Annotated in this window: 17 protein-coding genes; 6 read left to right on the forward strand and 11 right to left on the reverse strand. The window is 44.6% G+C overall.

Annotation, left to right across the window (positions count from 1 at the left end; all coding sequences use genetic code 11):
- The first annotated feature begins 35 nt into the window (after positions 1 to 35).
- Complete coding sequence (locus tag LNL84_RS17490) at positions 36 to 1,592, forward strand: DUF6056 family protein (RefSeq protein ID WP_244358996.1); 1,557 nt, start codon at positions 36 to 38, stop codon at positions 1,590 to 1,592.
- A gap of 48 nt (positions 1,593 to 1,640) precedes the next feature.
- Here LNL84_RS17490 and LNL84_RS17495 read toward each other — a convergent pair whose 3' ends face one another.
- The 11 genes from LNL84_RS17495 to rfaD all read right to left on the reverse strand — a co-directional run bounded on the left by LNL84_RS17495 (position 1,641) and on the right by rfaD (position 13,867).
- The gene (locus tag LNL84_RS17495; protein WP_244358997.1) at positions 1,641 to 2,900 is read right to left on the reverse strand and encodes an O-antigen ligase family protein; all 1,260 of its coding nucleotides are present in this window, start codon (positions 2,898 to 2,900) and stop codon (positions 1,641 to 1,643) included.
- A gap of 63 nt (positions 2,901 to 2,963) precedes the next feature.
- Positions 2,964 to 4,244, reverse strand: coding sequence for a lipid IV(A) 3-deoxy-D-manno-octulosonic acid transferase (gene waaA / locus LNL84_RS17500; RefSeq protein ID WP_244358998.1), 1,281 nt, complete (start codon positions 4,242 to 4,244; stop codon positions 2,964 to 2,966).
- A gap of 6 nt (positions 4,245 to 4,250) precedes the next feature.
- Positions 4,251 to 5,576, reverse strand: coding sequence for a 3-deoxy-D-manno-octulosonic acid transferase (locus LNL84_RS17505; RefSeq protein ID WP_244358999.1), 1,326 nt, complete (start codon positions 5,574 to 5,576; stop codon positions 4,251 to 4,253).
- Between the two features lie 21 nt (positions 5,577 to 5,597).
- Positions 5,598 to 6,005, reverse strand: coding sequence for a GtrA family protein (locus tag LNL84_RS17510; RefSeq protein ID WP_244359000.1), 408 nt, complete (start codon positions 6,003 to 6,005; stop codon positions 5,598 to 5,600).
- Complete coding sequence (locus LNL84_RS17515) at positions 5,989 to 6,978, reverse strand: glycosyltransferase family 2 protein (RefSeq protein ID WP_244359001.1); 990 nt, start codon at positions 6,976 to 6,978, stop codon at positions 5,989 to 5,991. The genes LNL84_RS17510 and LNL84_RS17515 overlap by 17 nt, the downstream gene beginning before the upstream one ends.
- Before the next feature lie 7 nt (positions 6,979 to 6,985).
- Positions 6,986 to 8,002: a glycosyltransferase family 9 protein gene (locus tag LNL84_RS17520; RefSeq protein WP_244359002.1), complete on the reverse strand. Its 1,017-nt coding sequence runs from the start codon at positions 8,000 to 8,002 to the stop codon at positions 6,986 to 6,988.
- The gene (waaF, locus tag LNL84_RS17525) at positions 7,999 to 9,042 is read right to left on the reverse strand and encodes a lipopolysaccharide heptosyltransferase II (RefSeq protein ID WP_244359003.1); all 1,044 of its coding nucleotides are present in this window, start codon (positions 9,040 to 9,042) and stop codon (positions 7,999 to 8,001) included. Before waaF ends, LNL84_RS17520 begins: the two co-directional genes overlap by 4 nt.
- The gene (locus LNL84_RS17530) at positions 9,039 to 10,148 is read right to left on the reverse strand and encodes a glycosyltransferase family 9 protein (protein ID WP_244359004.1); all 1,110 of its coding nucleotides are present in this window, start codon (positions 10,146 to 10,148) and stop codon (positions 9,039 to 9,041) included. The genes waaF and LNL84_RS17530 overlap by 4 nt, the downstream gene beginning before the upstream one ends.
- A 3-nt stretch (positions 10,149 to 10,151) precedes the next feature.
- Complete coding sequence (locus LNL84_RS17535) at positions 10,152 to 11,921, reverse strand: bifunctional glycosyltransferase family 4 protein/polysaccharide deacetylase (protein ID WP_244359005.1); 1,770 nt, start codon at positions 11,919 to 11,921, stop codon at positions 10,152 to 10,154.
- A 147-nt stretch (positions 11,922 to 12,068) separates the two neighbouring features.
- The gene (locus LNL84_RS17540; protein WP_244359006.1) at positions 12,069 to 12,806 is read right to left on the reverse strand and encodes a glycosyltransferase family 25 protein; all 738 of its coding nucleotides are present in this window, start codon (positions 12,804 to 12,806) and stop codon (positions 12,069 to 12,071) included.
- A 116-nt stretch (positions 12,807 to 12,922) separates the two neighbouring features.
- Positions 12,923 to 13,867 carry an ADP-glyceromanno-heptose 6-epimerase gene (gene rfaD / locus LNL84_RS17545; protein ID WP_244359007.1) on the reverse strand — a complete coding sequence of 315 codons (945 nt, stop codon included), beginning with the start codon at positions 13,865 to 13,867 and terminating at the stop codon, positions 12,923 to 12,925.
- A gap of 376 nt (positions 13,868 to 14,243) precedes the next feature.
- On the opposite strand from rfaD, the gene LNL84_RS17550 reads away from it, so the two are divergent.
- The 5 genes from LNL84_RS17550 to LNL84_RS17570 all read left to right on the forward strand — a co-directional run bounded on the left by LNL84_RS17550 (position 14,244) and on the right by LNL84_RS17570 (position 20,508).
- Positions 14,244 to 16,484, forward strand: coding sequence for a YjbH domain-containing protein (locus tag LNL84_RS17550; RefSeq protein ID WP_244359008.1), 2,241 nt, complete (start codon positions 14,244 to 14,246; stop codon positions 16,482 to 16,484).
- A gap of 93 nt (positions 16,485 to 16,577) precedes the next feature.
- Positions 16,578 to 17,159 carry an outer membrane beta-barrel protein gene (locus LNL84_RS17555; RefSeq protein WP_244359009.1) on the forward strand — a complete coding sequence of 194 codons (582 nt, stop codon included), beginning with the start codon at positions 16,578 to 16,580 and terminating at the stop codon, positions 17,157 to 17,159.
- A gap of 53 nt (positions 17,160 to 17,212) precedes the next feature.
- Positions 17,213 to 18,196, forward strand: a complete 984-nt coding sequence (locus LNL84_RS17560) for a hypothetical protein (RefSeq protein ID WP_244359010.1) — start codon at positions 17,213 to 17,215, stop codon at positions 18,194 to 18,196.
- 715 nt (positions 18,197 to 18,911) lie between these two features.
- Positions 18,912 to 20,048, forward strand: coding sequence for a polysaccharide export protein (locus LNL84_RS17565; RefSeq protein WP_482146149.1), 1,137 nt, complete (start codon positions 18,912 to 18,914; stop codon positions 20,046 to 20,048).
- A 19-nt stretch (positions 20,049 to 20,067) separates the two neighbouring features.
- Positions 20,068 to 20,508, forward strand: a complete 441-nt coding sequence (locus tag LNL84_RS17570; protein ID WP_244359012.1) for an arsenate reductase/protein-tyrosine-phosphatase family protein — start codon at positions 20,068 to 20,070, stop codon at positions 20,506 to 20,508.
- Positions 20,509 to 20,523: the final 15 nt, after the last annotated feature.

Consider the following 20,523-nt stretch of genomic DNA (forward strand, 5'->3'; position numbering starts at 1 on the left):
AATCATATACTGAAACTCTAAGCACTGAAGGTAGTATGTTTACCAAGCAACTAAGCACACCGTTTAACAAAGTATTAGCTGGAATAATGCTGTTTGTTTTTGCATTAAGCTATTTTTTCCCCCTAGTGGCGGATGACTTCTGTCATCTTAACTTATCCATGAATAATGGCGGGTGGGCGAGTGTAACGGACTCTTATTTGAACTGGAATGCTCGTTTTGGCGATCTGCTAATACTCTTTGCCGGAGGCAGCCTAACAGGAATATATCTTCACATAGGTAATGCATTAGCGTGTGGGGTGATTTTCTATTTTAGTCATTATTTAATTTATGGCTATAGCAGAAAAGGCGCGAAAGATGCGTGGTTCTTGTTGGCGAGCTTTGTGTTAGTTTCTGTGTTTAGCTCATTTGGCGCCATATTTTTGTGGAGGGCCGGAGCGCTCAATTATTCCTGGGCACTGGCCATCATATTGATCCACTTTAGTGCAATACTAAGCTGCTTTCGGCGAGATGTTAACTGGTACCAAGCATCATCCCCCTTATCGGTTGCCTTGTTCTCGGTGATGAGTTTTTTTGCCGGGTTAAGTTCTTTTGATTTGGGGGCGATTGGTTCAATCCTTAGCGTATTCGCTTGTGGGTTTGCACTAAAATCTAGAGCGAGTACGTGGCGCGTTGTCATACCTTCATTGGCTTATATTATCGGCTTTCTTGTTCTCTATACAGCGCCGGGAAATCAAGTGCGAGCAGCCAACAACCCTGATGAATACACCGCAATCAGCGATATTCTAGCGATGCTTATCAGTGGGGATGTGGTTGAGGTGATTTACCATTACTTGCGATCAATTGGCAACGCAATGTATACGACAAACTATGGGGTGGCGTTAGCCTGTTTGTTCGTTTTGGTGAGTTTGTTTAAATTTTCTTTTAAGCAACTTGATGTCAAAGCGAATAGAAAACTATGGCTAAACTATCTATTCATCTTATTGTTGTTGCCGCTTCTCCTTTTTTATTTTTATGAAAAGCCATCTGGGGATGCTCTAGGGGCTATTGTACTTTTCAGTACCTTATTGCTGCCAATCATCGTTTTAAATCGATTATTAACGGAAAATAGTGGCTTTAATAGCCGCTACTACATCGTATTATCTGTCTTATATATTCTCCTGATTGTAGATATTTCAGCATTCACGATTGGTGTACTGCCGTCTCGACGAGCTTATTTTCCAGCAGCTCTGATTTCATCGTTGTTACTTGCATTCATGTTGGTTGAAAACCGTAATGTTCGGCTGAGAAATTATATTGTGTTACCCATAATGATTTTCAGTGTGACGGTCTTGACTCTAGAGACATATGGAATGTATGGGGCCAATATGAACAGAATCAGCAAACACCAGGTAGGTAGTGATACTGTCTTCGATGAGCCATCTTATCGGTTACGCATGCCTCAATACTATGGGTGGGAGGCATTATCAGTCGATACAGATAGTTGGTCGAATCAATGTTATGCCGATTACTACAAGCTTCGCAGCGTCAAAGCGGCGAAAGAAATGAAAGAGTTGCCAATCCTCAAATACCTAGGCCATTTAATTGCTATGTAGAGTTATGGGTAAAGTAGTTATTGATGTTAATACTTTACCCATAAAGCGCTATTCAACCGGGGTGCTTTTATTGAGTATGTTGGGCGAGGCCAACGCTATCGCGATTAAGTAGATCTGCGAGTAAATGGCATAGTCTGAGAAGTTACTGTAGAACGCGTTAAAAACCACATAACTTACAAGTGTGGTGGCAAACATGCTCGGTAGATAGTGGTATTGTTCTACGGTCTTTAAGCCTTTGAAAGCTCTGAATGTAACTTGAATGATAAGCCAGTAAAACAAGATGGAAAAAATCACACCGCTTTTCAACAGTTGGTCCAGGTAACTGTTATGTAAATCGGTATGGCCCCAATGTTTGCCGCGGTAGATTAGCGCCTGATTCTCTTGATCAGGTAGCTTATCCAGAGCATTCTGGAAGGGCTCTTCTGGGTTTTCAATACCACCACCGAAAAGAAAATACGCGATGTCGTTTTGTAGGTTATTTACAGAAAGCGCTGCGCCAGTTTTAATCATAACCAGTCGCGCCTGAGTTGAACTCGATGCGGTTATTGTTTCAGTATTCAGGCCACGTTGACCAATGGTTTTTTGAAATAGCTCAGAGTTTACGCCCACAAAGACAAGCAAGAGAACAACCGGGGCAATGAACCAATTTTTCTTCGCCAGAATTAACAAGTAAGCGAAACCGACCACCCCAACAGCCACTATGCCGCCTTTTGACCCGCTTAATGCTAGCCCGACCAGCGCTAGTGCGACAAATAGCCAAGCTAACCCTTTGAGTAACCACTTTTTAGTATTTAGCTCAACCAGCAAAGCGATAGTCATTGCCGTCACCAGAACGATGGGCCAACGACTGTAGCCAATTTGCCCCCATAAGCGAACGACCCCCCTGTTGTGGAAAAAGTCATGAATGATCGCAAAAGAGTACAAATCGATAGATAAACAGACGATGACGCTTAGTATGAATGCGCCAATTGACCACCATGCGAAACGCTTTGACTTGTGTATAGAGATCAACAATGCCCCAGGAAAGAGCAGGTAAGCGTACTTCTGGATATAGACTATCGCGTCCTTATCAAATCCTTTTGAGAAAAGAGCGAGAACAATCCCTAGGCCAAATACGATAAGAGAACTTTTCAGTACCCAACGTGATGAGTCATTCAATTGCACATTATCAAAACGCAGTAGAGCAAAGGAGCTCAATAAATAGGTATAAAGGAATAAGTTCATTCCCGCTTTAGATGCTGGGATGGATATCGAGAATCCAATCAAAAACAGTAAGTTGACTCGGCTTAGTAAGGACAAAGATTTCAAGAGGTGCTCCTAAGAAACCAAAAGTTAGTTATTTAAATAAGAGTTAAAATAGGTCTGCGTTATTTACATTGTAGGCGATATTCGTTTTTCAATAAATTGCAGTGTTGTGGCAATGGCTCCTGCATTTTTTTGCACGTATTGTTGCGCTTTTTCCCCCGCGCTGTTTCTTATCGCCTCATTAGACAGTAACTCCCACAGCCGTTGAGTAATGGCCTCGTCATTTACCGTTACCTGGCAGGCATCAATAGAGAGCAGTTGTTGGGTTATGTCTTTAAAATTAAAGTAGCTCGGCCCTGTCAGCGTGGGAAGCCCCATTATAGATGGTTCGAGTAGGTTGTGCCCTCCTACCTTATCTCCCAGCAAGCTGCCACCCATGAAGCAAACATCCGATGCGGCAAGTAGCGTCATCATTTCGCCCATGGTGTCTGCTAGAAAAACCTGGGTTATTGATGTGATCGGTTCTTTACTGGTGCGGCGAATCGTCGTTAATCCCCTTTGCTTGATTATCTCAAAGACTTTGGTAAAGCGTTCAGGGTGCCTTGGTACGATGATCATCAACGCATCAGGGATCTGCTCTAGTAGACTCTGGTGAGCATCAAGTAATTGTTCATCTTCACCTTCGTGAGTACTAGCAGCGATCCACACAGGGCGTTGTCCAATTTCATCTCGTAGCTTCTTGCCAGCCTCAATGTCTTTATCGTCAACAGAAATATCAAATTTAAGTGAACCAGTGACCGCGACTTTTTGACTATCGACACCCAGGCGAATAAAGCGCTCGGCATCGTCTTCGTGCTGACATAGAACCAGAGAAAGGTTTTTTGACAGCAAATTAAAAATAGGCTGCACTTTCGCGTAGCGCTGGCAAGAGCGCTCAGAAAGCCGGGCATTAACTACGGAGATTGGAATATTCGCTTTAGCGACCCAGTGCAAAGTGTTTGGCCAAAGCTCGGTTTCTACGATCAGTAACTGGCTAGGCTTGATAGCTTGCAGAAATCCCTTAACCGCGAACCCAAAATCAAGTGGCATATAACGATGCTCTACCAGATCCTTCAACTTACTGGCTTGCGCGGCACCCGTAGGGGTCGTGGTCGTCAGTACGATTTTTATCGAAGGCTGCTTTTCTTTGAGGCGTTTAATCAAAGGAGAAATCGCGATGACTTCGCCTACTGAAACAGCGTGGATCCAAAGGGGTTGAATACTTGAATCGTCTAAGCGGGGAGTGGCGCCAAAATGTTCTTTCCAGCGCTGGCTAACACTGGGTTTTCCAGGCTTTTTCTTAAATAGGCCATATAAAAAAAACGGGCTAACTAAAACAAGCAACGCGGTATAAAAAATGCGAATCATAAGTTATCAACGCTCACTCAAATTATATTTCTCTGGGCTCTGCTCAAGAAAAGCTTCGACCTGTTGTGCATAATTCACATCGTAGGAGAACTTAATACTGTCGTGTGAGGCCAGTATATTGATCAACAATAGATAGCAGCACAGAACCCCAACAGCTTTTAACGTCAATGTTGGTTTTGTATTGAGCCATGTATTCGCGGCAAACAACATCGGTATTAATGCTAGTGGATAAACCAGGATCAAGTGCCAGTATGAAAAGGTAATCGGTGATAGCGCAGCACTAACCAATACACCGATAAGAGCACCAAATGCATAGAGTTTTAGCCATTGTGCTTTGTCTGAGCAAACATCGCTATTAGCTTGTCTTTTAATGCTTCCTTTGATGGATTTCCACCAGTCCCAGGTGACTTTTGCCGAAAGTGCCACACTTAAGCCACCAATGATGAAGACAATGCCTTTCCACAGGTACAGAGCACTCACTTTTAACCATTCAATGCTGGTTAACCAGTCAAAATCACTGTAAGCAATTACTTTATTGGAAAACAGCAGTGAGGCATAACGTATCCAGTAAAGCAGTGCTTTTAAAACAGGGTACACATGTACTAAGCCATAACCGATATAACGGTCGCTTTCGCGGCTCAGTTGTTCATTGGCCATATACTCGATGATGTAAGGGATCAAAGAGAGCCCCAGAACGAATAAGGCTGAAAATACGCCAAACCATGATACTTTTCCCATGCCTCTATAGAGCAAGAAGACAGACAGTACAGCAAGCACCGGCCAGGAGTAGTGTAGCTGCATCGCAAGCCCTATCGATAAGACGTGCAAGAAGGTGAAAATGAAGGTGTTGCCGCCTTCACGCATCTTAAAGGCGCTCCAAAGATGCAAAGAAGCAAAGAAGCACAAGTAAGATGGGTTATACAATATGCTGTCATAGAGCAGCCAAGGATTGAGCCAGTAGAGTACTAAAAAGAGTAACCGGATTGGTTTATCAAAGATTTGCTTTAATACTGAATCTAAAAGAACGAGTGAAACAACCCGCAAAGCAAATAACAGAACCATTGGTGCCCAGGGGGAGTCCCAGATAAGCAGTGGCCCGGCAACTAACCAGGTTGTTAATGATCCTGGTACGCTGCCTACAGCGCTTGCCGCATTACCAAAATTGGTCCAGATATCAGAGTACACTGCCAGATAGCCTTTCTCCAACATCTGGTTTTGGTCACCAGTTAAGATCTGGTTGTTGGCATAGATAAAAGCAAAGGCCAGCCCAATGGTGAAACCAATAAAATAGAGAGCAGAGAAGTGCTTTTCTAGGAATGCTTTTGATAACATGAGTTCACTCTAGAGGTTAGGTTACTTATTAATGGTTGCGTTGTTTGGCTCAGAAAAAGTCCAAACCTTATGAACGATATAGGTAATAACGGGCAATATCACCACCACGATCAACACTCGAGCATAACTGTTTACATCGGAAAAGATCTCGCTGATGCCTTGCGCGGCCATCAGTGAAGAAAATTGAACCGCGAAAAATTTGATCGCGTTATTCCAGTTTACTTTGTGCTTAAATACAAGCAGTGTTTGCGCAAAGTAAGAGAAGAAGAACGCGATGGTAAAGCCGCAGATATTGGCATACAGCACGCTATCCTGAGCGAACCTGAGAAATAAAAAAGCAACGGCAATATGAATTGCCGTGGCCATACCACCGGTCAAGATGAATCTTATGATCCGGTATTGTAATAGCCTGTCAAGCAGAGCAGTCATCTTGCTTCTCTTGTTTCGCGTTAATGCTGTCTTTGCCTTGATATTGATCACTTTCAATAATGTAGGTTGGGCGGCGCTTAGATTCCATATAAAGCCTGCCAACGTATTCCCCTAACACACCAATACCGATTAATTGCACCCCACCTAAGAATAAGATCACGGTGATTAATGACGCGTAGCCAGGTGAGTCGATACCAAATATCAACGTTTTAATAACAGTGATGCTGAGGTAAAGGAATGCGAAAGCAGAAATCACGCTGCCAATATAAAGCCAGATGCGCAGTGGCGCAGTACTAAAACTGGTTATGCCATCAAGAGCAAAGTTCCACAGCTTCCAACCATTAAAGCTGGTTTCGCCCGCTTCGCGAGATTCACGTTTGTACTCAACCACAGATGTTTTAAAGCCCACCCAGGAAAATATCCCTTTCATGAAACGCTGGTTTTCGGGCAGCAACTGAATTGCTTTAAGTACGCGTCTGTTTATTAAGCGAAAGTCCCCGACGTTTTCTGGGATCTCGACGTGAGCGACGGCGTTATGAAACTTATAAAACAGTTCAGCAGAGAGCTTTTTAGCCCACGAATCGGTGCTGCGATCAACACGCTTGGCCACCACCACATCAAAACCTTTATTCCATTCGCGCAGAAAATCGTGGATCAGTTCTGGTGGATCTTGTAAATCGGCATCAATCGGGATGATAACTTCACCACGCGCCAAATCAAGCCCAGCAGTCAGCGCCGCTTCTTTACCAAAGTTACGCGATAGGTTTACCGTACGCACGTGATTATCTTGTTCTCGCAAAGACTCCATCACACTCAGTGTGTCGTCTTTACTGCCATCATTAATTAAAATGACTTCATAGCTGTACCCGGTTTCTTGCAGTACAGTGGAAATTCGTTCCATGAAGATATGCAGTACCGCTTGTTCGTTATAACAAGGACAAACGATGGAAATGGTTGGAGCGGAGTTTGACATAAGTAACCTATAGGGCCTGTTTAACTGCATCTATAATTTGTTCGTTTGATGGGATTGTACCATCGGCGTTCATAACAATATGGTGGCGTCCATCCATCGGAGTATAGCGAAATGGGACGGTTGAATAAAAAATACCAACAGTTGGAGTATGCGTCGACACGGCGACGTTTCGCACGCCAGTATCTGGGGCGACGACCAATTTCGCTTTTGAAATGTATGTGACTAAATCATCCAAAGGCAAACAGGGCTGGATTTTGAAGTTGTCATGTGTTTCTAGGTGACGGACAAAGTCGCCTTTTTCGAAGTCATTTTTTCCTTCCAAATAGACATGTTGGTAATCTGGAAGTTCCGCTACAGCAGCCTCTAACAGCAACTGCATTTGTTGCTCGGATAGTATCTTTGATTTAGTTGAAGCGCCATTGAAGTATAGTATCTGAGGCTTTTCTCCTTTGGGCTGCTCGATCTCTAAATTGCTAGGGTAGGCAAAATCTAAAGGCCTTGCTGGAGAGTGACCGAGCATCTTCAACATATCGAGCATGCATTCGACTTCGGGTTGGTAATCTGAACGAAACACTGAAATATTGTAGAGGGTGCCATTTAGGTAAGGCTTATATGGAAAACCAAATTTCAATTTGGCCTTGCTCAAGAGCATCATCCAATAAGAGCGCGCGGTACCTGCTAAGTCAAAAATGATGTCTTGTTCAGGAAGTTGAGAGAACTCCTGATACTTCTTTTTGAGCGTCATTTCCGATTTTTTTTCTCGACCAGAAACAATAATGGTTTCATCGGCCAGATCTGAAGGTAGCCCGTATTGGTAGTTCGAAACACCGACCAGGGTGATTTTGGCATTTGGAAAGAATCGTCGAGCTTCTGTTAGGAATGGGCGAACGATCACCAGATCGCCCAACGCTGCTTGTCGGATGACGGTGATGTTTTTGACCTTCTCTGGTGAAAAATCGTTGTTTAAATATTGCTGGGCTTTATTTGAGACATAGCCACCACGCTCACACCAGTAGTATTTCATTGCACATTCTCTTTTTTGTTGAGTTGCTGAATTGCCTCTAGGATACGTTTTGGTGGCAAATCCACCAAACATTTTAAGTGTCCTAAAGGACATTCACGCTTAAAGCATGGTCGACATTCAATATCAGTATGGACAATTTTGACATCATCGCCGAGTGGCGGCGTATAATCTGGTGAGCTTGAGCCATAAATTGCGACGATCTTGCAACCCACGGCAGCAGATACGTGCATTAGCCCAGAGTCATTGCTGATCACGGTGTCGCAAGCAGCCAGCAAGTCTACAGCTTCTGTTAATGAGGTGCTGCCCGCCAAGTTATGGCAGTGTTGAATTGCTTCGGGTGTCAATGCTTGGCGTATTTTCTCTGTGACCTCTTGGTCTTTTTGAGAGCCGAACAGCCAAACTTGATTGCCCTCATCAATAAGGGACTGCGCGACCTTAGCGTAGTGCTGTTCAGGCCAGCGCTTCGCTGGGCCAAATTCGGCACCAGGGCACATGCCATAGACTTTTCGAGAGGTCGTCAAGTTGAACTTATCGAGTGCGTTTTGCTGCGTTTTAGCCTCTATGGCAAATTTTGGACGAGGGCAAGACTGCAATTCAACTTCGTGCGTCATTGCCTCTTTGGTTGATGCTAGTGCAACAAAGCGTTCTACGTAGTATTGAAACACGCGTTTATTTGGGCGCAAATCATTAAGTAGACCATAGCGCATTTCACCCTTCCAACCCGTGCGCTTGGGAATGCCAGCAAAGAGCGGAATCAGTGCAGACTTTGCCGAATTTGGCAGCACAAAGGCGTGCGTATAGCGTTCTTTTTTTAGTTGGCGACCTAATTGCCATCGGCCTTTCAAGTTGAAGGCGCCGTGACCGATGGGCATATCAATCGCTTTACTGACTTGCGGCATCCTTTCTAATATTGGCTTGCACCAGGCTGGAGCCATTACATCGATGCTTGCTTCTGGATGCAATTCCTTAAGGCGAATATAGAGGCTTTGCGACATGACCATATCGCCGACCCAGGAAGGGCCAATGATTAGTATTTTCATTGTGTCGGATCTTTTGCTTTGGTGACTAAGTGTGCAATTTTACTGTTTACATCTTCCCAGTCGAGACTATTAATATCAGGGACGCTGGTAGATTTTGCGATGCTCGTTAACGCAAGGTCTGAATTTGGATGCCACTGAGAAAAGTTCTCTTTATCGTCATGATAAAAAGCCAGCTGAGGTCGAGATAGGCCTGTTGTCATATGCACTGTAGCAGTATCCACACTAACCACAAACTCAGCGAAATTAATGACACTTGAAATATCAAAAATAGAGCGACTTACATTGTAGTGCAGAGCATCTATGTCAAATTGCTTTATGTATTGATCAGCCAACAATTTCGTTTCTGGAGAGGAAACTAGCACTACCTTGATATCGGGATCGTGGCGTGAGATGGACTGAGAGATCTTTTTAATCGATTCGCCTGTCAATTTTCGTGCATTACCGCTGCCAAAAGCATTAATCACACAATATCGGCGTAGCTTATGGTCATGGATAAAATCCTGTGCCGTTTGCCTAGACTCTTTGGTTTGTGGGATCACATAGTGCGTTTCGACAGGCTTGATACCAATCTTGTCGAGCAGATACATAAACTTTTCAGCAAAATGTTTCCCTTTTGTCGCAGAACCCAGCTTTAAGTCGATGAGTTTTAGCTCATCATCGAGGCCCGCGACGTGTGAAGCCTGGCAGCAACGTAAAAAATAGATGTCTTTCATTTTCATATTCAGGCTAAGTGAAACCACCAGATCGCATTGTCCAATTTCCTGGCAGGCTTTGCGAATATCACTGTATTTAGGTCTTTTTTCTAACATGACAACGCGGTCGGCACCTAAATGGTCGGTAAATAAGCTTGCCATGTTTGGCGAGGCGACAACGGTTATTTGGATATCACGATTGAATCTCTTTATCGCCGAAAACACAAAAGATGAGACAAAAGCATCGCCTAGCTTAGCGTCCGTTCGAACAAATACAATGTGCTTGATTTTGTCGGATTGCCACTGTTGATGGTTAGACTCTATTTTTGCTTTCGATTTGTCAAATAGCCAAACCCCGACTTTACGTCTTAGCTGGTCTCGGAATAATTGCAACCTTGAAATGACTTTGCGCATAGATTAGCTTTTAACCTTTCTAAACAGATAATTACCGCGAACTTTACGCCATAACCCAAATACATCCGTTTTCGGGAAAATAGCAATACGGCGGATTTGATAAGGGTCCTGATGGAATTTGAGTGGGCCTGAGTCAGTCGCCACCGCAAATTGGTAGCCTGCATCTTGAACGATGCGTTTTGAAGCTTGATTGTGATCACCGAAGGGGTAAGCAAAAGAAATCACTGGCTTGCCCAAAATAGATTCTAGAGATTCTTTATTTTCAACAATTTCTTTGAATTGTTGCTCATCACTAAGCTTGCTCAGTCTCGGGTGAGAAAGGGTATGCCCACCTATTTCAACGTGGTCTGAATCAGCCAGTTGCTTTAATTGTTCTGCATTCATTAAAGGAACGGATTTTTCTGGGTTGCTTGGGTTTTCAACATCCCAACGATTAAAAGTTTCCCCAGTCACTGCGTAGACGACAGCCTTAAAACCGTATTTTTGAAGTACAGGTAGCATGAGTTCAAGGTTGTCGATATAGCCATCGTCGACTGTGATCATCGTATAGCGCTTGCCAGCCTCTAAACGACGAATTAAATGTCCGTCTTGTAAATCTTCGAAGGTAAGGCTTGCGAATCCCATGCGTTTGAGCAGCTTAAGGTGCTTTTCAAACATGTCTATATGAAGGTAAGTCCCATGCACCCCCTTGCCACTCTCATCTTTGATAAAACGATGATACATAATGACAGGCATTTCTTGACGCAATGTATCCACATACACATCCTGATAAATACGCTCTATCTGGTCGACGATATGTGGTAGTGAATAATGGTTACGAACGGTTTGACTAGTAGACTCAGAACAATGTGGCGAAGCCAAGCCTTTTTCGACAATCGATGCGATACTGGTAAAGTCAATATCCAAATCTTTAGGGCCAATATCACCAAAGTTCGTGGCCATTGCTTGTGAAATATTATTGTCATCAACAATGCCAACACATGTTGCTTCGCCTATCGCTAGGGTCGGGCGCCCACACAGAAGAGATTCCATTGCAACGCGACCCGCACCAATGACCAAATTGGCTTCACTGAGCATTTTGGGGACATCGTCGGTGTATCCAGTAAAGTTTACCGAATTTTTAAACTTATCAAAGCGAGGCTCAAAAGCTGAACCTGACACCACTCGCACGTCGAAGCGCTCGAGATCCAAACACTCATTGAGCAGTCGAAAACACAATTCCCCTTTCGGTCCAGTTAAGCGGCCAACAATAGTAATCACAGGCTTAATGTTTGTTGGCGATTGTGCCCACTGGAATCGTTCGGTCTCAATACCATTGCGACTGACTTCCATTTGTTGTAATGGAACAGCTAAGTCAGAAGCTAATTGCTCTTTAATGGCCTCACAAACCGGTAGTGCCTTACTGCCCATTGCATGGAACTTTTTCCGAGATGCATGAACAGGTTGTCGGCCATGCACTGTCGTTACCATTGGTGTTCCGGTAATTTTGCAAGCGACATGACAACTCCAGCTTGAAGCTCGAGAGTGAGCGTGAACCAGTTGGATATTGTGTTTCTTAATAAGGTAGATTAAATAGCCCACATGCCAGAAACGGCGAAAAATACTACGTTTGTTGAAGCGCAACTTAAAAAATGGCCCGGAATGTGGTTTTGTTAAAGTATCAGAAATATAGAAGACATTATGGCCTCTTGCTGTGAGTTCATTTCCAACAGTTGTGGCGTAAACTTCAGCCCCAGTGACTTCAAGTTGGGAGAGGGCCATAAGGATATTCATTATCGGTTCCATCTAAAGTTGAAAGGGGGAGCCAAACAATTTGGTTTAGCTTGAGTGTATCAGGTTAGTATATCAACCTTGTACTTTACGAGGAAGAACGTTGGGCTTGATGTCAAAAGCAATACTGGCAGTATTGGGTGAAACTATTCAGCCAAAAAGCTGCTTTAATATTTTTCGATTAGTATTCCAATGCTTAATTCGTTGGTAGAGGGCGTAGAGCTCTCTCGTTGGTTTTATATACAATGGCGCTTTGTCAGGATCATCGTGCTGAATTGTGCTTGCAAAATCTTCAGTGTTTTTAACAATTTCGGGTTGATATTTGTATGAAACAACTCCGTGTACAAATGCTGATCCAATGTAATTATCTACTGGCGAATACCAGCGTTTGGCGTGCGCCAAAAGTTTGTTCGCGATGCTTGGAGTCAGAGTATATGACACGGTACCGCGATAATTCGCATCCATATAACTGATCGAAAATGCCTCACCTTGTTCTACTGGATATAACGTACATTCGTTATTTTCATGTTCAAGACGAAGAAAACCATATTTTAGTACTGATTGTTGGAGTTGCTCAAAATGCTGGCCAAATTCAGGCTGGATTTCAGAATCATCTTCTATAATTAAAATTGGCTCATCAAGCTCGACGCAACGCTCCCACAATAAGTAGTGACTGGCAAAGCAACCGAGCTCCCCTCTAGAAGGCGGGCGTCCGCTAGTTAACCATATTCTTTTTGCTAGATTGTAGTTAGCCCAAAGCTCATGTTCACCTTCGCGACCGTCAATAGCATCGAAGAATTCAAAAGGTATCTTTTGCTTGTTTAATTCCTCTGCAATATTTTTTCGCCTATCCTGGCTGCGTAGCAAGCTAACAATAAAAACTTTCATTATAATAAGTGTATCTTTTGGTTAGTAATACCTAGAAGTGATTTAGATATTATAGGCGGAATATGAAAAAGTTTTGTCGCCCCTTTGTTAAAGGGGCGATTCAGAAACGATGGTAATTACTTGCTATTCACAATCGCCAGGTACTCGGCCACGCCTTCAGCAACAGTCTTAAACTCAACATCACAGCCAGCAGCGCGCAGCTTGGTTAAGTCTGCCTGAGTAAACTCTTGATAGGCACCTTTCAAATGTTCTGGGAACGGGATGGTTTCAATCTCACCTTTACCGTGGTGCTTAATAGCTGCCTCGGCAATGGCATTAAAGCTTTCGGCATTACCTGTACCGCAGTTAAAAATGCCCGATACACCGTTTTCCATAAACCACAAGTTTACCTTGCACACATCACCCACATAAATGAAGTCACGCTGAAAATGGCCACTGCCTTCAAATAATTTTGGATTTTCACCGGCGTTCATTTGGTTGTTCAAGTGGAAGGCGACAGACGCCATGCTACCTTTGTGTTGTTCGCGTGGGCCATAAACGTTGAAGTAACGAAAACCGGTAATTTGAGACAGCTTTTCACCGTGCGCTTCGGCATCAGCGGTTAAGCGGCGAACGTAATTATCGAACTGCTGCTTTGAGTAACCGTAAACGTTGAGCGCACCTTCGTATTGCTGCTCTTCCACAAAGGTATCGGTATCACCGTAAGTGGCCGCTGACGAGGCGTAAAGAAATGGAATTTTGCGCTCTAGGCAATAGTGAAGCAATTCTTTTGAGTACTCGTAATTGTTGAGCATCATGTACTTGCCATCCCACTCTGTCGTAGCAGAGCACGCACCTTGATGGAACACCGCTTCAATTGGGCCGAAATCATCACCAGCCATGATTTGGGTTAGGAAGTCATCGCGATCCATATAGTCGGTGATATCGAGATCAACAAGGTTCTGAAATTTCTTGCCATTCTTTAGGTTATCCACCACCAGAATGTCGTTATGACCTGCTTCATTTAACGATTTCACAATGTTGCTGCCAATCATGCCAGCGCCGCCAGTTACGATGATCATAGTTTACTTCCATTTTCAAAAAAGGTTATCTGACTAAGTATATCAATGTCTTGGTTATCGGGAAAGAAACCATTAGATACGCGTTATGAAGGGCAGTGAAAGTGATATTTTTCTGGCTACGTCGTGTCGTTTTGGTTACAGGCAATAAGACCTTGTTGATATAACTATCAGATTTTAAAGGGGTACTTTTAGTGACGCGTTCGAGATCTACAGAAAAATAGCGTGATACAGTTCACAATATATTTTATTGGTGACGGGATAATTGGAACCGCTGTCATAGTATATTGGGCGATATGCACTTTTGTGATTATCTTGGCGGGCACTTTGTTGGCCAATTAATAATTTAAGCTTGTTTAACAAGGATGTTCGTCCAACCATGAAAGGTTTTCGTTGTTGCCGATTCGTGAGTATCTATGTACTCACAGCGGTATTACCTACAGTTATATCTCGCAGTCTGGCTTCAGTGTTGATTTTAACTATGTCGCTTTCTAGTTTTGTTGCTCATGCATCAGAAAGCAGTTCGGATTATCCTCAGTTTGCTATCCCGACCACAATGGCGCAAACGGGGGGGGCTGGGTTGTTGCGTACCCCCCATGCACAAACTTTGGGTTTTGGGCAGATCTCGCTGAACTACCACAATGAAGCGAACGTCGATAAAACAACACCGTATGGACGAGGCGCACATAATACCTTTTTAATGGGGGTAGGTGTGTTGCCGCATATTGAATTCGTCGTACAAAACACGCATAAGGAAATCAACGGTGAGGCCTGGAAAACGGGCAGTGACTTGTCTTATTCCGCTAAGCTCGATGCGGGCTGGCTCATTCCTAAGGACTGGTTTCAGTTGGCGTTTGGCCTGAGTGACTTTGGTGGACAAGCCAATCATCACGAGAGTGCCTATGTGGTGACATCAAAACAATTTTCAAGCGTTCGTTTTTCTTTGGGATATGGTCATAATCCTGAAGCGTCGACTCACCAGATGGGAGAAGACTACCTTTCAGGCGCATTTGGCGGCATTGAATTTCAAGCGCTGTCCTGGCTACAGTTGGTGGCCGATTATGACGGGACGGGCGCGAATGCGGGCTTGAAGCTCTTCACGCCAGACTCATGGTTGCCGTATGGTGTGAAAGCCAATCTAACCTATCAAGCATTTTCTGATTCCGCTACGTTCAACCGAGATAACCAATGGCTAGGCCTTGGATTGTCGCTGCCGCTGAGTGGTCCGAACGCTGCACCTCGCTATCATCGCCCTCAAGACGCTGGCGAGAAAGTCGATCAAAGAGCATTAACGCTCACCCTGCAAGAAGCCGAACGGCAGACCCACGAGGCGGCCTTGACGACAACGTCGCGGCCTAAGGCTGTAAACAAGAGTGATAACGTTAAGGCGCAAGAGTCAGCAGAGCGACCATTAAGCGTACTGAGCCGTAAGCTAAGCCAGTATGGGTTTGAGAATGTCAGTGTTGGTATCTATGAAGAGCAATTGATGGTACGTGCAGAAAACAACCTGTTTAACCTCAATGAGATTGACGCAATTGGCGTGATACTGGGCTTTATTAGTGAGCAAATCGCGCACCCGAGCTTCTCGCTAACATTACTGAATAATAACTTACCTGTTGTCAATATTTCCGGCTCTAACGAGAACTTGAGACGTTTGTTCCACGATAATTCGTTGCACAAAGATGCAACGTTACCCAAATTAATGGTTTCAACGAGAAATCTCAATCAAGGTGCAGACCAGACACAATGGCTAGAGCGTGACGAGAACAGCCACCTATACAAGCCAAAAGTGATTTTCTCACCGAGCTTATATTCAACGATTGGGTCTGAATACGGTGTTTTTGATTATTCTTTAGCGTTGTCGACCAACGTTCAGGTGCCTGTCTGGAAAGGTGGCTTGGTCGATGTCAGGCATATGTTGCCGCTCAGTCACTCGGATGATTACGCAGACGGAGAACGCTTTGGGCAAGACAGACACACCAGTACAGTCGATAGGATACTGCTGCATCAAGGTATTGCCTTGCCAGCAGGAATGCTAGCGCAAGTGAGTGCGGGTCAAATCGCCAGTCATTATCAAGGTGGGACGTCTGAGTGGCGCTGGCAATCGACACAAGGTACGCACAAGCTAGGTCTCGAAGCGTCCTATTATCGTGACAAGCGAGATGATAACGCCGATGTCGTCAAGCCCATGTTGGCACACTACCGCTATTACATCGATCAATACGATTGGGCATTGGAAGCCAATGCGGGTCAATATTGGGCCGGTGATAAGGGCTTTACCGTGACCAGTAAGCACTGGTTCGGTGATACCAGCGTCAACCTCTACTATCAGAAAACAGACAAAAGTTTTGCGGGGCTGAGCCTCTCCATTCCACTTTCATTTCGTAAAGACATGTCCCCCGCACCGCTGCAAATTCGCGGTATCGAGCAGTGGACATACGGTTATCGAACCATGGTCAATAACCCATCTAATGACCTCAATGGCTCATTGGCGGCAACCAGCGATCTGCAAAATAGCATCGACAGGAATTACTACAACCGAGATCGACTTTCGGCCAGTTACATCAACGCCAATTTGTTACGTTTAAAAGACGCATACATGAAGTATGGCGAGCACTAAAGGAACAACACTCATAAAGCATAACGCAGTGGAGCTATAAGTTAACGGGTTTTATGAAGCGTTGAACAAAAACATAAGTTGAGGGAGAAAACAATGCTAGGAAAAAATAAGACATTACTGACCCTGCTGATTGCTTCAGCCGGGCTGCCTGCTGCGGTGTTAGCGGATCAGGCAGAAGCACTGTCTTCATCAGAGCGTTCGCCATGGTATGCGGGTGTGAAGCTAGGTGGAAGCCAAGTCACCAATATGGACAACGACGTTACCGATGTGACGGACATCAAAAAAGACAGCACCGCATGGTCTATTTACGGTGGTTATAAAGTGCAGTCGTGGTTAGCGCTAGAGCTAGGCTATACCGACTTAGGCAAAGTAGAACTCAAAGACGTATCGGGTGAGTTTAAAACCACAGGTATTGATGCGGCACTTAGAGCAACGTACGACATCAACGAAAAGTTTGATGTGTTTGCGACGGCAGGTTTGTTCTTCTACGACTGGAAAGCCTCTGGTGGCGGCGTTTGTTGCAGCGATAAAGACACAGCAGGCACCTTTGGCGTGGGTGGTGAATACAAACTCACTAGCGACTGGGGCGCTCAGCTCGAATACAAATACTACAACAATGTGGGCGGTTCGCCAGATTTTCATACTTATAACATCGGTATCAATTACTACTATTAGTGAACACTTTTTTGCCTAATAGGCAGATAAAAAAGGATGAATGAGGATTTATAATGGATAAACGTTGGTTAGCAATTGCTGTCTCCCTTGGTTTAATGGCCGGGTGTAACAGCAATAATAGCAATAGCGTCACGACTGATTTCGCTATTCAGGCTTTTGATGGCCCAGTTTGGGGAATGGACAGCAAAGCCATTTGTGATGATGGTCAAACCTATTTAGGCACACTTACGCTACACAGTGGATACGCGTTTTTTGATGATGCTTACCCAAGAGATAATCCTGGAAACTGTAGCTTCGAGTTCGGGGATTTCACGGGCGATGACAGACAGATCATTGATACCACCAACAGCAAAGACATGTCTAAAGTATCGTACAAAACACCAAAGGGAATGTTCACGAGTGGACAGTCTGCGGCGGCATCACCTTTAACAACGCTGATCACAGAGTTTCTTGCAGAAAGTGGTGAAGAGACGTATTCCACAGCAGCAGCTTCTCAGGTATTGACCGATCTTGGGTTAGACAATGTGCAAGATGTTGATGCATTCATGAAAAACCCAGAAGAAGAAATCAAAAAGCTGAAAACAGCGGATCCGGCAACATATAAACGTGCTTTAGCGGTGAACGCGACAGCATCAGATGTGGTGCAATCGTTGCAAACCAGTAGCGATGTTCAAGCAGAAGTGGATACGTTTGCGAAAATTCTTAACCTCACTAATAACCTGGCTGACACTTTAGAAGCCGATCCTGGCTTTAGTGACTTAGTTACACAAGGCAAGCCAATTAAAGTTGAACTGGCTGACACGATTGTTACGGCAGCAGAAAGCAATGAAGGGCTTGGCGATGTAGTGACTAAGCCGCCGGGTGAATTTGTACCCGATGACGATTTTAAAGGCGTGATTGGTGGTGGCGTTAGCGAAGGCGAAGTCGTGCCAGAACCAGAAGATCCAACTGAGCCAACGCCTCCGGGCACTGGCGGAACCGGCGGTACTGGCGGTTCAGGTGGTACGGGCGGCTCTGGTGGCGGCGGTGGTAACTAATCAAAACCACCGTAAAGTCTAACGAGTAAGGTGTTAGGCCATGAAGTTCGGCCTAACACCTTAGCAAGAACACTAGCCTGAAATTGAATAAACCAGCTTAGCTCTTTGTATGTTTTTCAATCAGATAGAGTGAGTTTTGTGTCAGTTATTTGTAAGAGTGTGACATTCGTTCATTTTATATATCCACGAAATCCTCTAGACTGGCTACTGGAAAATAATGCCATGTTCACTGATTGGTACGCTGCTTTTTACGGTCTTGCTTATCAATGAGTTGATGTGTATTTAATAAAGTTTTTTATGCCTATTGTTTCATCTTTTGTGACGTGGATAATAGGGATGCTTTAAAGGGATTTTTGAACCCAGTTAACATTCTGGGTCGGCAACTGAAAAACAGTGAAGTTTTTTGCTTACTGCCAAGGTTGCGGTTAGGTAAAGCGCACAAACAAATAACAAAGCGCTCCTTTCAATGGCTTACATCTCAAAATAAAACTCCCCTTGATATAGAAAATCACAGTTCTATCAAAGACACGATTGTGCTTTGAGCTGCTAGATAGAACAAGAAAATCAGAAATCTTATGCAAATTTCGGTTGAGTGCAAATAACCGAGGGGCGGTAGCATACCCAAATGTCATGTTGCTAAACATCAATCAGCCTGAGATATGCATAAAGAGCATGTCGATAGGGTTAGGTAGTAAAATCAGGATCCAGAATAGCAATGAGTATGTTGAAAAAATTGGGCCTAGCAGCCTTGCTGTCGATGATGCTAGTAGGGTGCTCGCTCCCTGGTGGCCACATATCCACAAAAGACAAAACAGTTGTCACAGAATCCGCTAATACCAAGGATTTGTCACAGCTTGTTGATGTTTACCCTCTTACGCCGAAACGGATTGCATCCTTTAAAAGTCCAGAGCCCAGGTCGCAAGCAAACATAAAGCTGGATTTGGACATTGCGCAGTATGAATACCGCGTTGGCCCGGGGGATATTCTAAACGTTACGATTTGGGATCACCCAGAGTTAACCATACCTGCAGGCTCTTACCGTAGTTCGGCAGAAGCGGGCAACTGGGTAAATTCAGATGGCACCATCTTCTACCCCTATATTGGTCTGGTGCATGTTGAGGGTAAAACCGTACGTGAAATCCGCTTAGAGATGACATCTAGACTGAAAAAGTACATTGAAAGTCCTCAAGTCGATGTCAACGTGGCCGCTTTTCGTTCAAAAAAGGTCTACGTGACTGGCGAGGTCGCCGCACCGGGACAAAGGCCCGTCACCAATATCCCTATGACCGTGCTTGATGCGGTGAACCAGGCGGGTGGACTCAAAGGAGATGCGGACTGGCGTAACGTCACCCTGACACGCAATGGTGAAGAAGAGCGCATTTCGCTCTACGCGCTGATGCAAAAAGGCGACCTGAAACAAAACCGCCTGATGCAACCGGGCGACATCATCCACGTACCACGCAACGATGCACAAAAGATCTTTGTGATGGGTGAAGTCGGGCAGCCACAAACCCTGAAAATGGAGCGCAATGGCATGAGCCTCACCGAAGCGCTCAGCTCTGTTGGCGGCATTAAAGAAGTGGCCGCCGATGCAACGGGCATTTTTGTGATTCGACCTACGCGCTCAGATGAAGCTTCCGAGAAAATAGCCAGCATTTATCAACTTAACATGCAAGATGCGACAGCGCTGTTCTTAGGTACAGAGTTTGCCTTACAACCTTATGATGTGGTGTACGTAACGGCAACGCCGCTAGCGCGTTGGAACCGACTGATGACCCAATTGCTGCCAACATTAACTGGAATGAAAAACATCGCTGATACGGGCGTTTCGTATCAAAACTGGGGTAACTAAACAATGCGAGCACTGGTTTATGTTTGAAAAAATACTCGTTGTTTGTATGGGCAATATTTGCCGCTCTCCTATCGGAGAGCGTCTGCTGACACAACGCCTGCCAAATAAAGCCATTGCCTCCGCGGGGCTTGCTTGTGAGAAAAGTCGATTATTGGGCAAGCCAGCTAACGCAATGGCCATGGAAGTGGCCCGTGAGCATGGCGTTTTTCTTGATGGTCATGCTGCTCAGCAGCTAACAAGAGAGTTGTGTCGAGAATACGATTTGATTCTTGTGATGGAAAAAGATCACCAAGAAGCGCTGACGACAATGGCACCCGAAGCGCGCGGTAAAACCATGCTTTTTGGTCAATGGATTGGGCAAAAAGACATTCCTGATCCTTATCGCCAAAGCAAAGAAGCGTTTGAACATGCCTTCAAGCTGATAGAGCAAGCTGCGTCAGCATGGCAACAAAAACTCTAATGTGAGCACAAACGA

Source organism: Vibrio gelatinilyticus, assembly GCF_022836845.1.
GTDB classification, from domain to species: Bacteria; Pseudomonadota; Gammaproteobacteria; order Enterobacterales; family Vibrionaceae; genus Vibrio; species Vibrio gelatinilyticus.

What these genes read in the sequence shown, in the direction of transcription:
- LNL84_RS17565 (WP_482146149.1), top strand. Translation starts at nt 18,912, where the DNA reads ATGAGTATGTTGAAAAAATTGGGCCTAGCAGCCTTGCTGTCGATGATG.
- LNL84_RS17570 (WP_244359012.1), top strand. Translation starts at nt 20,068, where the DNA reads ATGTTTGAAAAAATACTCGTTGTTTGTATGGGCAATATTTGCCGCTCT.
- LNL84_RS17490 (WP_244358996.1), top strand. Translation starts at nt 36, where the DNA reads ATGTTTACCAAGCAACTAAGCACACCGTTTAACAAAGTATTAGCTGGA.
- waaA (WP_244358998.1), bottom strand. Translation starts at nt 4,244, where the DNA reads ATGATTCGCATTTTTTATACCGCGTTGCTTGTTTTAGTTAGCCCGTTT.
- LNL84_RS17560 (WP_244359010.1), top strand. Translation starts at nt 17,213, where the DNA reads ATGGATAAACGTTGGTTAGCAATTGCTGTCTCCCTTGGTTTAATGGCC.
- LNL84_RS17505 (WP_244358999.1), bottom strand. Translation starts at nt 5,576, where the DNA reads ATGTTATCAAAAGCATTCCTAGAAAAGCACTTCTCTGCTCTCTATTTT.
- waaF (WP_244359003.1), bottom strand. Translation starts at nt 9,042, where the DNA reads ATGAAAATACTAATCATTGGCCCTTCCTGGGTCGGCGATATGGTCATG.
- LNL84_RS17535 (WP_244359005.1), bottom strand. Translation starts at nt 11,921, where the DNA reads ATGAATATCCTTATGGCCCTCTCCCAACTTGAAGTCACTGGGGCTGAA.
- LNL84_RS17510 (WP_244359000.1), bottom strand. Translation starts at nt 6,005, where the DNA reads ATGACTGCTCTGCTTGACAGGCTATTACAATACCGGATCATAAGATTC.
- LNL84_RS17530 (WP_244359004.1), bottom strand. Translation starts at nt 10,148, where the DNA reads ATGCGCAAAGTCATTTCAAGGTTGCAATTATTCCGAGACCAGCTAAGA.
- LNL84_RS17515 (WP_244359001.1), bottom strand. Translation starts at nt 6,978, where the DNA reads ATGTCAAACTCCGCTCCAACCATTTCCATCGTTTGTCCTTGTTATAAC.
- LNL84_RS17540 (WP_244359006.1), bottom strand. Translation starts at nt 12,806, where the DNA reads ATGAAAGTTTTTATTGTTAGCTTGCTACGCAGCCAGGATAGGCGAAAA.
- LNL84_RS17520 (WP_244359002.1), bottom strand. Translation starts at nt 8,002, where the DNA reads ATGAAATACTACTGGTGTGAGCGTGGTGGCTATGTCTCAAATAAAGCC.
- rfaD (WP_244359007.1), bottom strand. Translation starts at nt 13,867, where the DNA reads ATGATCATCGTAACTGGCGGCGCTGGCATGATTGGCAGCAACATTGTG.
- LNL84_RS17555 (WP_244359009.1), top strand. Translation starts at nt 16,578, where the DNA reads ATGCTAGGAAAAAATAAGACATTACTGACCCTGCTGATTGCTTCAGCC.
- LNL84_RS17550 (WP_244359008.1), top strand. Translation starts at nt 14,244, where the DNA reads ATGAAAGGTTTTCGTTGTTGCCGATTCGTGAGTATCTATGTACTCACA.